Raw genomic sequence first — 14184 nt, 5'->3', positions numbered from 1 at the left:
TTAACAACTTTATTTTTTAAAAGCAAATTCTTTATGAGCTTTCATGAGTGATTTTTATTCTTAAGATGAAAGAGCTGAACTGCTGTTTTTCAAAATGATGGATAAGGTTAGACTATTTTGAAATAATGAATTTATTAGACTTCTTTCGAAACTCGCTTTGATTGGAAGAATGGGCTGGTTTTATGCAAATTTTTTGATAAATTTTGAAAGCATAAGATAACCTATTCTTCCAATCAAAGCGAGTTTCGAAAGAAGTCTATTATTAAAATTGAAGATTGTTTCCGTAACTTTCAAGGAGCTCTTCGGCCTTTTTGAAGTTTGTTCTTCTCAAATCTTCATAAATTCTAAGGCCTTTGGCAGCATAGCCTTGGCTGAAATACAGCTTGCCTAATTTAAATTGAGTCTCTTTGTCGTCAGGACGAAGCTTCAAAATAGCTTCATATTCTTTAATTTCCTCTTCCGGCATCTCAAGGTCATGATAGCTATAAGCAAGCTGCGAGTGAATCCAAGGATCATTCGGAGCAAAATGATTTAAGATTTTGAACTCTTCAACGGCCTTGAGAGCGGCATATTGAAATTTTTCTTTTTGTTCATCATCAAATTTGTTGGAAGGAATCCAGCGGTCCTCATCGAAAGTTTCAGTTTTTCGAGGATCGACATATAGCGTTGAAAGCTGAACGTAAGCATTTGCTAACGCGGCATGGACTTCAAGGCTTGTTGGCTCGCACTGAACCACTTTGTGATGCTCTTCAATGCAGCTTTTCAATAAAAGCTCCTTCATGCAATGAAAATCGCGCCAGAAACTTGAGCAGCTGATTTTTTCAAGAGTTGGAGAGATGGCATAAAGCCCAAAAGGGGGCTTAAAGAAAGTGTATTCTCTATCGTGAAGGGCAGACGCAAGCTTTGAGTAAGATGCCGCTAACGCAAAATGATGTTCGGGGATGCCATCCCGATATTTGATGACCGATTTCGCACCTCTTGTATACCTTTCTAAAAAATCCTCGTATTGCTCCGGTTTTTTAGAAATAAAATACATCCTGAGGATAAAGTAGGTGAAGATCGTTAGGAAAACAGCAGAAATACCAAGAGCTACAAGAGAGGATTTCAAAAACCAGGAAAAGAAAATAAGCAGTACGCTAATTTCAACTCCGATTAAAAGCCAAAAGCAAAGGTTTATTAAAAAGAAGTTTTTTGCAATCCGATCAAATTTAGGCAGGACGGACTGTATAACTTTATTTAATTCTTCATGATAGATTTCTTTATTAATGAAGAAGAGGTCCTCTCCTTCAACTCTTGAGGCCACCATTAGCAAGACCTCCTTAAACTCTTATTATTAACGTACAAGTTATTTTAAATCAGGTATTTAAAAAACTTACTTCCAACTAACTCTTGCTTACTTAGCAGGTTATACTTTTTTAGTCATATTGTACAAAGGCTATTTTTGTGAAGAAAAAAATTTGTGTAAATTTCTTAATTACGCATTTCGAAAAAAAAACAAGCTTTTGAAGAGACCGGTCAGGAAGGCAAAGAAGCTAAAGCAATATAAATAACTTTGCTGATTTCTTACATTATTCTTTAACCAAATTTAAAAACATTCCTTCTTCTTTTTTATAAATAATTAAGAAGGAAGTTTTTCCGGTATCTTTTGAAATAGAGGCTCTTTTTGGAGCTCATCCTGATAAAAGACTGTAAGGCCGGCAAAAACAAGAACCATTGAAAAAACAAAAGGCAAAGTAATGGTTTCATTTAAAAATATAAAGCCATTGAGGGCTGCAAAAACAGGCGTTGTAAAACCGGCAAAAGACATAAAGGTGGCTGAAAAGCGCTTCAGTAAAAAGCCATAAAGATTATAGCAGATAAAATTGGAAATAATCATTAGGCCGATAGCAGCCTCAGCAAACGGCAGGAATTCTGTCACAGGAATTGGATCCCAGGCTTCCGTAAAAAAAGAGTGCAAAAGCGCTAAAGCTCCCCCAAAAACCATGCTTAGGCCGTTTACAATAAAGGGCGAGTGGCCTTTCTCATTGACAAGCAATCTTAGCAGGATCCATCCATAAACGCTTGTAATAGTGGCGGCAAGAACAGAAAGTTCAGCCCAGGAAAAAACAAAAAGCTGTCCCGCAAGATCTTCCCCTTGTCCTTGAGCCATTAAAATAGGAACAAAACCAAAAATGCCGACTGCAAATCCAAGCCATTTGCGAGAGGTGAGTCTCTCTGAAAATATAAAATAGGAAAATAGGGCGGAAAGAAAGGGGGACAAACTATAAATGAAACAGGTTTTAAATGAAGTTAGGTACTGCAAACCCCAAAACTCAAAGACATTCGTTAGGTAAATGTTAAAAAAACCAAGCTTTAGGATGGTGGATCCGTTTCTAAAATTACTCCAAAACTTTGTCGGTTCCTTAAAGTAGGCATAAGTCAAAATGCAAATCCCGGCAACAAACATTCGGGAGCCCACAAAGAAAAGGGGGGTAGTGTACTCAAGGCCTACTTTTGCAATCGTAAAAATACTTCCAAAAAGGGCATAAAGTAAAAAAACTAAAAAAATCATCTGTTTGGCTTAAATTTCATTATTTTAAGATGTTAGTATACTGATCCGTCTTCTTTTTTAAAAGAAAATATTTAAAATAAAAATTACTAGACACCTCTTTGAAAAGCCCCTACATAACCAAAGGCTCTTGCAGGGTCTTAGGTTCAGCTCTCGGTAAAAGAAAAGCAGAGGCAATAGCCGGTATAAACAAAAAACCGATTAGAGAAAGAGCTTTTGCAGCGGAATCTTCGCTAAAAAGTTTGGTTAACAGACCCCCGCCTCCTTGACCGATCCCTTCTGCTATAATCCAAACAAGGCCCATTAAAACAGCGCTGACAAGACCCGGCTTCTCGGGGAAGGATTTCAAACCATAGGAAATAGACAACGGATTCACTAAATTTAAAAAAGCCCCCATTAGAAAGATTAAGGGAATTAAAGCAATCAGAGTGAGATGTTTTAAGAAGATAAAACAATAAAAAAGGCTTGCCCCGATACAGGTCGCAGATAAAAGAACAGCCCTCGGTGATTTTTTGTCAGACAGGTAGCCGCTTGGTATCATCATAATAGCGCCTCCCAAGATCGCAATTAAATGCCCTCCCCCGAAGGTTAACCACTCAGGATACCCTCTGTCTCTAAGTAAATCCGGAAGCAAAAAAATAAACGCCCAAACAACTGTTTGATTGGTCACTTGTAAAATATAGAGGAGTCTCAGCCTTTTATTTTTAAAAAATAATTTTAAATCCGCGAGATTGAAAAATTTTGCTTTCCCGTCCTGAGTTTTAGCAGGATTGGAATCCTTTAAATACGCTAAAATAAGTCCTAGAATTAAAAATAAAGGGAGCGCCAAAAAGAGTGTCTTCTCGCTTCCTGCTTCAAAAATTTTTGTATAAACAAGCTGGCTAAAACTTAACCCAAGAGCTCCTCCTGCTGCAAAAAAAGTAATAAATAACCCTTTTCTATCTTGGGTTAAACTTCCAAGAAGACCTGAGGCGGCCGTATGAAAAGCCCCTGAGGCAACACAAACAAAGAAAAGAAGCATGCCTAAGACAAAGTAGTTCTCTGTGCATGCATATAAACAAGGGGCTATCCCAAAAACAAAAGAAAACATCAGGATGGTTTTTCGATAGCCCAAGTCCCCTACAGGTCCAAAAAAAAGCTGAAGGCCTTCTCCTAAAAAAACAGCCAAGAAGGTAATGATTCCGGCGGCCCCAAGGTCTAGATGATTAAGCGTTTTATAAACAGGCCAGATGCCAATCATAAAATCGATTAAAAAATGTCCAAAAAATAAGAGAAGCAAGGGAATAATTGCTTGTTTGAAAGTCAAATTGGCTGACATGGAAAAAAACCTTTAATGAAGACAGAAATTATATCTACTGCAAGGTTATTTTTAAAGAAATTTTTATCCGCAATTAGATAAACTTTAAGGGCTTAGAAACCTAAATGCTCTCTTTCTTTTCCTTCATTTTCTATGATCTCTCTTAAAATTTCTTGAACGAGTATTTGATTGGCTTGAAATAGAGCAGGCGATTCTTTCGAATATTTTTTAAAAATAGGCTTTTCCAGAAGTTTTCGCATCTCTCGAATTTCTTGTCTGGTAAACTTCTCTTTATAAACTTGAAAAAATTTAATCAGGTTTTCTTCTTTTTTTAAGGCCTCATCGAATTTCTCCATGAGGTCTTGCTCGCTCATGACTTTGGAGTTAGTGTTTAGAGTCTTTGCGGCCGCGCTAATCAAAAGGGGCTTTGTTTCATTGGAAAGATAGCTTTTTTTAACAATGATTTTTAAGTCATTCTCTTCCGAGTCGGATTTTTTGACCTTAAAATAAATAAAAGAAACCAAGGCTATAAGAAGGGTAATTAAAATAAGGTTCTTTTTCATCGATCGTCCGTGATTTTGTTTAAACTTAAAAGAGGCAGATATAAATGTCAAAATACTATCTTTTAAACAATTGTTTTTCAAGAGCTTGAAAAGTTAAGAAAATTTCATCTAAGTTTTTCATTTAATATTTTTTCTAATTAAAAAAGTTAAAGTTTTAATTAACTTAACCTTTTATTTCTAACTTACAAAAATAAAAAAAAATTTTTCAGTAAAGATATTTATAGTTTAACAAATATAAAAAAACAATTTTTTTTTTGGATTTAAAAAATTTCTTGCATGAACTTAGACCATTTGCTACAAAGAAAATAGACAAAAGATGGAGGCCTTTCTTTAGTTAGAAAAGCTATGTACTTAAAAAAAAGCTGACAAGATTTAAAGAAAATAACCACTTTGAGGAGTGACTATGAAAAAAATTGATTTTAAAAAAGACTTAAAGAAAATGGCTCTTGCTGGGATCATGAGCGGTGCCATGTTAATAGCTCAGTCTGCTGGAGCAGCCCAAGTTAGCTCTGACATGGATAATTACATAGCTGCAGCTAAATGCGGCGCAGGAAGTTGCGGTTCAAGCCCATCAACTTCTTATAAATCAAGCTGCGGCGGACAGCCAACTTCCTCATCATCTTCTTCTCAAAGAAATCCAAGATTAAATCGCCAAATCGCTGAGAACGACATGATGTTCTCTGATGTTGAAACACAAAAAAGCCAAGAAACCCCCACATCTGTTCAATCTCCAAGCACAACGCAAAAACCTGCAAGCTCAGCATGGCAAAATCAAAAAAGCTGGGAATCCTCTCAAAAACCAAGCAACGGACATAGCTGTAGCGGCAAATCCGGATGTAGCAGTTCAAACGGCAGCTACCAAAATATGCCAAGAACCGCACCGGTACAAGGACAACCACAGAGCTATAACCAAAGATCGTCCAATAGACAAGTAGCCGAATCTGATGGCTACTATTATCCATCACAGCCAAGCGCTTCTTGTGCTGCAAGACCAACTTATTCTCAGCCTTCAGCTTCTTCTTGCGCTGCAAGACCAACTTACTCTCAGCCTTCAACTTCTTCTTGCTCAGGAAGATCTAGCTGCAGAGCTCCAACAAGCGGCAGCGGATGCGCTGGTAAATAATATTTAAGTTACTTTTAAGTGCCATGGAAGTTTTACTTCCATGGCACTTTTTTAATAAATTGGGTTAAAAAAATAGGTCTGTCATGAAAAAAAAACAATTATCCCGTCTAGCTTTAATCGGAATTATGAGCGGTACTTGTGTTCTTTCTCAAGGCAAGTTGTCAGCTAAAGACACAAATCTAGATAAACACTCCGAAAAGCCTGCAGGTACAGTTCTTGATGATGATCCGAATCAAGCCAATATGAACTATCATTTAATGACAGAAGACGAACTTTTGCTAGAATTGAACGAAGAAGGCGAAAAGATCTATAACAGTTTAGACGCCAAAGGAAAAGAACTTGCAAGGAAAGTCGCAAGCCAATATTGCAACGGAACCAATGAATGCAAATATTTGAATGCTTGCAAAACAGACAGTAATAGTTGCGCCGGGCAAGGGGACTGTAAACATACAGGAAAATGCGCTTTTGCCGATAAAAATTTAGCTGTCAAAGTTGTAGCTGCTAAACTAAAGGGAAAGCGTATTAACGCCGTAAAAGAATAGTCCTTTAATACTTTATCGTATCTTAAAACTCTCGTAGAGATTGTTTTCTCTTTTGAGAGTTTTTATTTTTTTCGACCAGCGAAAAATTAAAAAAAATTCGAATGAGTACTTGGTTTAATTCAATTTCTTCAGTATGTTCAGATTTTGAAAAAATGACCCCATTTAAGACTTATGAAAAATAAAGACATACCCAATTTAGGCATCGGAATAGGCCTTAGACCCCCTCACTTTCATGATATTTTCAATAGTGAGCCTATGATCGATTGGTTTGAGATTATAAGTGAAAACTTTATGATCGAAGGCGGGATGCCTTTAAAAAATTTAGAGAGAATTTTAGAACGTTTTCCGGTAGTTCAGCATGGGGTTACCCTAGGCATTGGCAGCCCGGCCCCTCTTGATTTCGACTATCTGAAAAAATTAAAACAGCTTGCAAAGATTACCAAAACCCCATGGATTTCAGATCATCTATGCTGGGGTAAAAAACCGGGCGCCCATTTTCATGATCTCTTGCCTCTTCCTTATCGGAAGGAAGTGATTGATTATGTCGTTGAAAGAGCTCGTATTGTTCAAGACTATCTAGAGCTTCCCTTTGCCCTTGAAAATCTCTCTTCTTATGTTTCTTTTAGAAATGATGAAATGCAGGAATGGGAATTTTACTCAGCCATTGTTGAAAAAGCCGATATTTTCATGATGCTAGATGTGAATAACATCTATGTGTCAAGCCGAAATCACAGCTTTTCTCCAAATGAATACATCCGTAACTTACCCCTTGACCGAGTTCTTCAAATCCATTTGGCCGGACATTCCGATAAGGGGGATTATTTGCTTGATACCCATGACGATTATGTGAAAGACGAAGTTTGGAAATTATATGAGGAAGTTTACCCATTAACCGGCGGTGTATCCACACTTCTTGAATGGGATGAAAATTTTATCAGCTATGAAAAGACTTGCGAAGAAGCAATGAAAGCTAAAAAAATTCAGCAGAAATTCCAGCATCTCAATTTAAAAACCCCTTTAAAAGCAAATGCATCGAAGCGTCGCTATGAAAGAGAGTATATCACCGCCTAAATCCTTAAAGGATTTGCAATACTGGTTTGCATCCATAATCACACGCCGGATGAATAATGGCAGTGAGATCCTAGCTCAATCCCCTTCAGGAAGACCTATTTCAGATGAAGCGGCTTTTTGGATTAATCCAAGCAAAACTTTAGCGCCCTTTCAAAGAATTGAAATCTATAATCAGCAGTATTGGTGGCGGCTTCTTACAATCATGCAAGAAAATTTTCCTGTTCTCACAAGAATCTTTGGGTATTCCGATTTCAATAATTTGCTAGCTGAGCCATTTTTATTGGCCTATCCTCCGAATCATTGGTCTCTTAATAATTTAGGGGATTATTTCCCGGAATGGATTCAAAAGAACTACCATGATAAGGATAAACGCTTTGTTTATGAAAGCGCTTGTCTTGACCTTGCTTTTAATCTATCTTTTGTAGAAAAAGAATTAGCTCCTATCAATTTTATTGAAGCCACACAAGAAGGGGCTGAAGGTCTTCTTACCCAAAAAATTCGCCTGCAGCCTCATTTATTTATCTTGGAGTTTAAATATTCCATCCCCCAATTTCGAGAAGCCATTTTGAAACACCCTCCAGAACATTGGGTCGATCATGATTTTCCGGAGCTAAAAAAGGGGAAACGAGTGTTTGTCGTTTTTAGATCCAAAGAACTGAATGTGGTTTGGAAAGAAATTTCCTATGGAGCCTTTTTCCTCTTAAAGCAATTTGAAAAAGGCAGCTCTATTGAAAATGTCTGCTCCTGGCTTGAAAATCAAGAAGGACCTCTTCTTGAAGAAGCGAAAGAAAACCTTCATTTCTGGTTTCAAGAGTGGACGATTTTAGGCTGGCTTGGTCTTGAAGCTTCTCAAAAGCTATCGAGAAACTAGATGAGTGAGCCAAAAGATGCAATTGAAGGATTAGCTAAAGGTGAAAATAGAGCCCTGCCAAAATCATTTTATGGTTTAAACATAGCCCAATTTTTTGGGGCCTTAAACGACAATCTTTATAAGCTGCTTGTCATCTACCTTTTTATTGACCTCGAAGGGATCGAGAACAGCTATGAAATCTTATCCCTTGCAGGCTCTATATTTGTGATTCCTTTTCTTCTTTTTGCCGCCATCTCAGGCCAAGCCGCGGATAAGCTTTCTAAGAGCCGATTAATTGTCGGAACAAAAGTATTTGAAGTCTTTATCTCTTTGCTTGGTATTCTGTCGATTTACTTACAAAGCAAAGTTTTTTGTTTTATCTCCCTTTTTCTTTACGCTTTTCAAAGCACGATTTTCGGCCCCTCAAAATATGGCATCCTTCCGGAAATTGTTCCGAAAAATTTGCTTTCAAAAGCAAACGGGGTCTTAACAGCCTTTACCTATCTTGCCATCATAGCCGGGACTTTTTTGGCATCTTTCATCCTGGATGTCACGGATCGAAGCTATTTATCAGGCGGTGCCTTTTGCTTAATTTTTTCACTCATCGGCCTGATTGGAAGCTTGTTTATTAAAACGACTTTACCGGTTGACCCTCAAAAAAGGCTAAAGCCTGTTTTCATCGGCGAAATTATTAAAACACTTTTTGATATTAAAGTTTTTCCGCCTCTTTTAACAATTATCTTTGCTTCCAGTTTTTTTCTTTTAATTGCAGCTTTTGTACAGCTGAATCTTATTCCTTTTGCTGTGACAGAGCTAAAATTAACCGATACGGAAGGAGGCTATCTTTTCTTGCTTTGCGCTATAGGGATTGCGATCGGCTCCTACACTATTGGCTGGCTATCCGGAAAAAATATCCTTCTTGCTGCTGTGCCAGTTGCCTGTTTTATGCTTGCCATTCTCTTTTTTCTTTTAGATTTTTTCTCAAACAACCTTATGTTATCGGCTTTATTTATATTTGGCCTTGGCTCAATTGGAGGCATCTATCAAATCCCTCTAGATGCCTATATCCAACTTAAAAGCCCGAATAACCAAAGGGGCGCTGTTATTGCAGCCAATAGTTTCTTAAGCTTTGTCGGAGTCCTGATTGCCTCTTTTCTTGTCTATGCGATCAAGGAAATCATTAATGTTGGACCCGATCGGGGATTTACATTGATTGGGATTCTAACTCTAATCTTTAGCGCTTATTTGGCTAATGTTATTGGAAAGAAAGTGGAAAGGGAAGCTCATCAAGAAGGAAATTAAGCAAGACCCTTTTCTTAAGGGCCTTGCAATAACTAACGATTAGAAAGCGTAAATGACTTCTGTTTTGAATTCAGAATAGCTATGGCTCCAGGGGTTAAAAGGGAATTTTTTAATCCTTGAAGACCACTGCACTCTTGTGTCTACGCTGATATTGTCTGAAAAAGCATAGAGCCCTTCAATACGCCATCCTTTAAAGTTTGTGTTTCCGGCCCCTTCAGAATAAAAATACTGATCGAGCACGTTTCCTGTACCGATACCTGACATATCAGGATCTGGCACGGACTGAGCTTCTACCCACTGGTACATAATTCCTATGGCATAGTCGCCCTTGTTTCTAACTTCGCCGAAGCGAACTCCGGCATACCAAGCAAAGTTCTGTTTGCTGTCTAAGCCAAATTTTACCAAAGGCTCCGCATCCTGGTTGACAAGAGCTGCGGCAAATAACACCGTGGGAAGGTTAAAATTAAGACAAGAAGGCTTCATGTGGTAATAGCCGGCTACTTGTGAAACTACAAACTCAGTGCCTAAAGGATGTCTTTTAAAGCAGCGGTTCCTGCCGTTTTTTCGCCAGTCAATCAAGCTATATTTTAAATCGATTCCGGTTTTTCGAATGTCTAATAAACCCGTTTCAACAACCCAAGCATAATGGTCGGCTCTAAAATCGACAACAAAAGCAGCCGCATGGACATAATACTCACCGACCCAGTCAAAGGAAGTATCGTATTTAAAAAGAATACCGTCAAATCTACTTAAGAATTCTACTTTGGAATCAAATACCTGGTAAAGGTTTCTTCTTCCAATTTCGATGTCAATGGTAGTATCGCACTCATCGTAAAGTCTGAAGCCAAAATAAGCTCTCTTTAAGCAGGTATCCAAGCAAGATCCGCTCCCGAAAAGTTCATTTTTTTGACAAACTATGATAGGCTCGCCGGTAAAGAAATTAACGGTATTTTTACGGCATTCAATCTCATCATCAATCCCTGCTGAGTTATCAAACTGAAGCTGGATAGTTGCCCAATTCCATCTTTGGATGTAATCTAGTCTAAGATTAAACTCTACGTCAAACTTGTTTCTGCCGCGTCTTCTGCCTCGGCTATCAATAGCATTAGGGCCAAAAAGCTGATGACCGTTTAAAGTTTCGGTTTTGCGTCTCCAGTCCATACGGACATCGCCGCTTAAAAGTAGGATCGGCTCATCATCTTCTTTGTCTTTTTCCTCATCGCCCTCTTTGTCTTCTTCAGACTCTTCTTCATCTTCATCATCGCCGGTATCGCGTAATCGATCTTCCTGGCCGTCTCTTCCTTGACCGGATTCACCGCGAACCTCTTTATACTTTCTTTCTCGAAGAGATTGCAAATATTGGGCAAGGGCATCCCAGTCTCTTTCTTCTAATTCTTGATCACGCTGACTGATATCGCCCAAATCATCTGGGTCAGCATAAAGACTTCCTGCTAAAACGCTAAGAGCGATAAAAGCGGGAGCGATTTTTTTTATTAATTTCATTTTAACTCCAAATTTATTACGGCGATGGATTGAAAGCCGATCTGCCAGAAAGATTACGCTTAGAAAATGGCTTTAAGTGGAAATCCATGAGGGTATAAAACGCTTCAAAGTCGGCAAAAAATCAATGATTAGAAGAGAAAATCTTCATGAAAGACTGATTTTTTGTTAAAAATAGCCAAAGTTCGGTAACTTTTTATTCTATTTTTATTAAAAAGTCAATCTATTTGAAATATTGGTTGAAAAAGGTGTGTAAAGCTATTTTTTAATAAAAAAATTTGTTAATAATTTATTTTAAATAATAGCAAATAAACAATTCTTTTCTTTGATAAGAAAACACTTGCGCACGCGTTTTAAAAAAAAGAATTGTGTAGAATAAAAAAAAGATTTTAAGGAATTTTATTTTTTAAATTTGATATTCGTAAGCATTGTAAAATATGCCCCAATCAGGATGCTTTCTTGTACCGTCAAGCCACATTTTCCAGCTGGCCATAGGTTCGCCTTCAATCGCGTAGCGATCCATCCGCCAAAGTTCGAGCTTTCCATTGCCGGGATTTAATACAAAACCAAAATCATTTTGTATCCAATTGGTATCTGCAAAAATGATAGGTCTTGGCATCGCAAACCCTTCGCTTTCCATCAAAAGCTTGATCTTGTCAATAAGATCAAAGGGAAGCGAGGTCTCGCCCTTTACTAAACAGGTTAGACCAAGAATTGTTTCATAAAGCGTTTTGGCGCCAAGAACATTTTCACGTGGAACTTCTTCAACAAGTTTATCTAAAAGGGAAAGGATTTCTTTTTTAAAAGTATCGCTTTCCAAATCCAGCCTTGAAATAATTTTTTGGACTCTATCCCTAAGCTGGTAGATCGGAAAAAGAGGAATCTCTTGAAAAAGAAGGCTATCTATTTTAGCCGCCGATAAAACAGGGATGCCTTTATTTTTTAGACCCATTTCATGATCAATTGTGGTCGCAAGGTGGCTTCTAAAATCCCGGCAGCGCATAGAACCTTTCATTTGACCGAATAATTTTAAAAAATAATGTTTGTAGTTTAAAGGAACCTCCAGTGAAAGTTTTTTCACAAGATACTCCATCATATCTTCATTAAGCATAAGGTTTGCAGCAAATTGTTCCATAGGGAGAATTAAATGGTCCCGAACCCAAGTAAAGGTAAAGTCCCCGTTTTCCCAAGCTTTTTTTAAGCCGCAAAATCCGGGTTTTAATAAAAAAGCGTGAGTCGGAGAATGCATAAGCATCGATTTTCTTTCATTTTTAACAAACGCTTCCATTTGTTTATAAGGAACTTTCTTAAGCGTGTCTGCTATGAAAACAAGCAGTTCCATGGGATTTTCAACCCATCGATTTAAAGAAGATGGGTTAGAGCTTCTTAAAAAGTAGACGCTAACGAGAGTATGCAGGTTTCCCCCGGAAGTATAAACCCATGGTTTTTTCTCAACTTTATCTAGATGCTCAAGAGGATTTTCAATAATCGGCATCCCGTGGGCTCTCGCCATTCGGTGGAAGGCCGTCTCAAGAAATTTATCTGTCCTTATATGGGTCACAATAGCCGTTGTTATTTCAGACAAGACTTCTTGAGCCCCCTTGAAATCAGGCTCATTATGAAGCTCTCTTTCAGCCGCCGTAAAGAAAGCCGCTAAATTTTGGATAAATTCCTGGGGGTCTCTAATTGGCGTCCACTGCGCGCTATTAGACCTTCCATGCTTATAAAGAAGTCTAAAGCCGGCCGGGCTATCATCGTAGGGTCCTTGCGTCATTTCCACCATTTCAGGGTCATATACTTCCTGAAAGTATTTTGGAAAAAGATCGAGGTAGTGATCCAGGAGAAGATCATACATTCCGGCCAAGCGCCTTGCATTTCCATGAGCTTTATCCCTTAGCTCTTCAATAGTTCTAAGCTCATTAACTCTTGTTTGATACTCAACTTTTATCCATTTGGCTTCTTCTTCTCCGGCATGTCGAATCCGGGATTCAAGGGTCTTGACTTGGGTAAAGATTTGCTCATACTCGAGTTGATACTCTTCAACTTTTCGATTTGCTTCATCAAGCCTAAGTTTCAGGTATTGAAAAAGAGCTTCACCTATGCCGCCTTCTTCATCCGGCTTTAAGCCTAAACTTGAGTAAAGATTCCATTTTGCAAATTCAGACTTAGTTTCAGCAAAAGAGGCGAGGGTGTATTCCCAGCATCTTAAAAGAGTGTTATTATGAAGCATTTTGTAGCCAATCTCAGCTCGCTTTAAAGCAGCTTCATAAGATGAGCAAGCTTCTCCTTTTCCACCGCTTCCTTTACTCCCCTGAGGGACTTGCAAAAGCAAACTTCCATGAATCATCCCTCTTGGTCTTTTTTTAAATTCTTTTAGGTCTTCTTCTGTAATCTCATATTTTTTCATGAGGATTCGCTTCAAAATCCCTTCGGCAGAAAAAAACTTAACTCCATGATCATCTTTAAATTTTTCAAAAACTTGGTGAAGATGCTTTTTTAGCTCGCGGATTCTTTCTTTAAGGGCATCCTCTTTATTTAAAACATCCGCAGCTTCAAGACTTGCAATAAGACCCGGGTTTTCAGAAAGTCTTTTTATACCGTCCTCAAAATCATCAGGGAATAAGACAAGCTCATTTAAGCCGCCTCTGCCCGAGCTTGTGCATAAGGGAACTGAATACTCAACCCCTTCAAAAGTTCTTTTTAACCTGCCTGTGCCAAAGAGCTCGCTGATATCTTTCATGAATTGATGAGGCTGCTCATCATGCAAAATAATCGCCGGGGCTGTCGCAAAGCATGAGCCGACAGCTTGCCTTAAATAGCAAAACCAAGCGGCAAGGGCAGCTCTTCTTGCATGGGCATCTGTCACGACTGTCTTATCTGTCAAATTTAAAGTTTGACGAATAATTTCTTCCGCTTGTTTATGTTGATAGGGTTTAAAAATTTTCTGCAGGGAGAACTTCAGCTCTTTATCAGAATCCAAAAGTTCTAATGCTTGGAGGATATGTTTGTTTCGAATGCCTTCATCTTGTCTTGAAGGCCCTAAAGAGTAGAGATGGTTTTTTAGCAGGCTGATTGCCTTTCTTATTATATCAGGCTTTAGAGCCCCTTTTTCATCAATAAGTAAATTGGCAAGCCTTCTTGTTTTTAAAACATTCCTAACAGAGGCGCTATCCATTAAAAGGCTGTAATCCAATCGCCTCGATAAGTCGTCTTGCTCATCAACGATTGTTCTTTGTAAATTATCAGGAACTAATTTGTCTCTATCTTTTCTTTCAGAAGCAGTAAAAGAAAAAGCGGTCTCTAAAAACTTAGGATCGCCAATTTTCGCCACTTTTTTTAAAATGCTGCTTATTTTTTCCTGATTCACTTTTCCCTGAACTTTTTCTTC

At 38.1% G+C, this 14184-nt stretch carries 11 protein-coding genes; 5 read left to right on the top strand and 6 right to left on the bottom strand.

The window, feature by feature from the left end; translation table 11 throughout:
- Nucleotides 1-262: 262 nt before the first annotated feature.
- The 4 genes from CSEC_RS08450 to CSEC_RS08435 all read right to left on the bottom strand — a co-directional run bounded on the left by CSEC_RS08450 (nucleotide 263) and on the right by CSEC_RS08435 (nucleotide 4408).
- Nucleotides 263-1306 carry a tetratricopeptide repeat protein gene (locus CSEC_RS08450; protein ID WP_041018016.1) on the bottom strand — a complete coding sequence of 348 codons (1044 nt, stop codon included), beginning with the start codon at nucleotides 1304-1306 and terminating at the stop codon, nucleotides 263-265.
- A gap of 312 nt (nucleotides 1307-1618) precedes the next feature.
- The gene (locus tag CSEC_RS08445; RefSeq protein WP_237559227.1) at nucleotides 1619-2551 is read right to left on the bottom strand and encodes a DMT family transporter; all 933 of its coding nucleotides are present in this window, start codon (nucleotides 2549-2551) and stop codon (nucleotides 1619-1621) included.
- Between the two features lie 109 nt (nucleotides 2552-2660).
- Entirely contained in the window at nucleotides 2661-3866 is a 1206-nt protein-coding gene (locus CSEC_RS08440) for an MFS transporter (RefSeq protein ID WP_053331929.1), read from the bottom strand.
- A 92-nt stretch (nucleotides 3867-3958) separates the two neighbouring features.
- The gene (locus CSEC_RS08435) at nucleotides 3959-4408 is read right to left on the bottom strand and encodes a DUF2059 domain-containing protein (protein ID WP_041018015.1); all 450 of its coding nucleotides are present in this window, start codon (nucleotides 4406-4408) and stop codon (nucleotides 3959-3961) included.
- Between the two features lie 403 nt (nucleotides 4409-4811).
- Here CSEC_RS08435 and CSEC_RS08430 point away from each other — a divergent pair, with 403 nt between their 5' ends.
- From CSEC_RS08430 to CSEC_RS08410, 5 genes are all read left to right on the top strand, one after another.
- Nucleotides 4812-5531 carry a hypothetical protein gene (locus CSEC_RS08430; RefSeq protein WP_041018014.1) on the top strand — a complete coding sequence of 240 codons (720 nt, stop codon included), beginning with the start codon at nucleotides 4812-4814 and terminating at the stop codon, nucleotides 5529-5531.
- A gap of 83 nt (nucleotides 5532-5614) precedes the next feature.
- Nucleotides 5615-6073 carry a hypothetical protein gene (locus CSEC_RS08425; RefSeq protein ID WP_041018013.1) on the top strand — a complete coding sequence of 153 codons (459 nt, stop codon included), beginning with the start codon at nucleotides 5615-5617 and terminating at the stop codon, nucleotides 6071-6073.
- A gap of 171 nt (nucleotides 6074-6244) precedes the next feature.
- On the top strand, nucleotides 6245-7144 hold the full coding sequence (gene bufB / locus CSEC_RS08420; protein WP_053331928.1) for an MNIO family bufferin maturase: 900 nt from the start codon (nucleotides 6245-6247) through the stop codon (nucleotides 7142-7144).
- Entirely contained in the window at nucleotides 7119-8015 is an 897-nt protein-coding gene (locus CSEC_RS08415) for an HvfC/BufC N-terminal domain-containing protein (protein WP_041018012.1), read from the top strand. The genes bufB and CSEC_RS08415 overlap by 26 nt, the downstream gene beginning before the upstream one ends.
- Nucleotides 8016-9296: an MFS transporter gene (locus CSEC_RS08410; protein WP_053331927.1), complete on the top strand. Its 1281-nt coding sequence runs from the start codon at nucleotides 8016-8018 to the stop codon at nucleotides 9294-9296.
- A gap of 39 nt (nucleotides 9297-9335) precedes the next feature.
- Here CSEC_RS08410 and CSEC_RS08405 read toward each other — a convergent pair whose 3' ends face one another.
- Entirely contained in the window at nucleotides 9336-10799 is a 1464-nt protein-coding gene (locus CSEC_RS08405; RefSeq protein ID WP_041018011.1) for a hypothetical protein, read from the bottom strand.
- Nucleotides 10800-11202: 403 nt separating this feature from the next.
- The gene (locus CSEC_RS08400; RefSeq protein ID WP_041018154.1) at nucleotides 11203-14163 is read right to left on the bottom strand and encodes a hypothetical protein; all 2961 of its coding nucleotides are present in this window, start codon (nucleotides 14161-14163) and stop codon (nucleotides 11203-11205) included.
- Nucleotides 14164-14184: the final 21 nt, after the last annotated feature.

It is taken from the genome of Criblamydia sequanensis CRIB-18 (genome assembly GCF_000750955.1).
Taxonomy (GTDB): Bacteria; Chlamydiota; Chlamydiia; order Chlamydiales; family Criblamydiaceae; genus Criblamydia; species Criblamydia sequanensis.
Note: the sequence above shows the minus strand (reverse complement) of the source record. Positions and strands in the feature narration are given on the sequence as shown.

Excerpts from the sequence above, each read along its gene's own strand:
- CSEC_RS08450 (WP_041018016.1), bottom strand. The coding sequence starts at position 1,306 with ATGGTGGCCTCAAGAGTTGAAGGAGAGGACCTCTTCTTCATTAATAAA.
- CSEC_RS08445 (WP_237559227.1), bottom strand. The coding sequence starts at position 2,551 with ATGATTTTTTTAGTTTTTTTACTTTATGCCCTTTTTGGAAGTATTTTT.
- CSEC_RS08440 (WP_053331929.1), bottom strand. The coding sequence starts at position 3,866 with ATGTCAGCCAATTTGACTTTCAAACAAGCAATTATTCCCTTGCTTCTC.
- CSEC_RS08435 (WP_041018015.1), bottom strand. The coding sequence starts at position 4,408 with ATGAAAAAGAACCTTATTTTAATTACCCTTCTTATAGCCTTGGTTTCT.
- CSEC_RS08430 (WP_041018014.1), top strand. The coding sequence starts at position 4,812 with ATGAAAAAAATTGATTTTAAAAAAGACTTAAAGAAAATGGCTCTTGCT.
- CSEC_RS08425 (WP_041018013.1), top strand. The coding sequence starts at position 5,615 with ATGAAAAAAAAACAATTATCCCGTCTAGCTTTAATCGGAATTATGAGC.
- bufB (WP_053331928.1), top strand. The coding sequence starts at position 6,245 with ATGAAAAATAAAGACATACCCAATTTAGGCATCGGAATAGGCCTTAGA.
- CSEC_RS08415 (WP_041018012.1), top strand. The coding sequence starts at position 7,119 with ATGAAAGAGAGTATATCACCGCCTAAATCCTTAAAGGATTTGCAATAC.
- CSEC_RS08410 (WP_053331927.1), top strand. The coding sequence starts at position 8,016 with ATGAGTGAGCCAAAAGATGCAATTGAAGGATTAGCTAAAGGTGAAAAT.
- CSEC_RS08405 (WP_041018011.1), bottom strand. The coding sequence starts at position 10,799 with ATGAAATTAATAAAAAAAATCGCTCCCGCTTTTATCGCTCTTAGCGTT.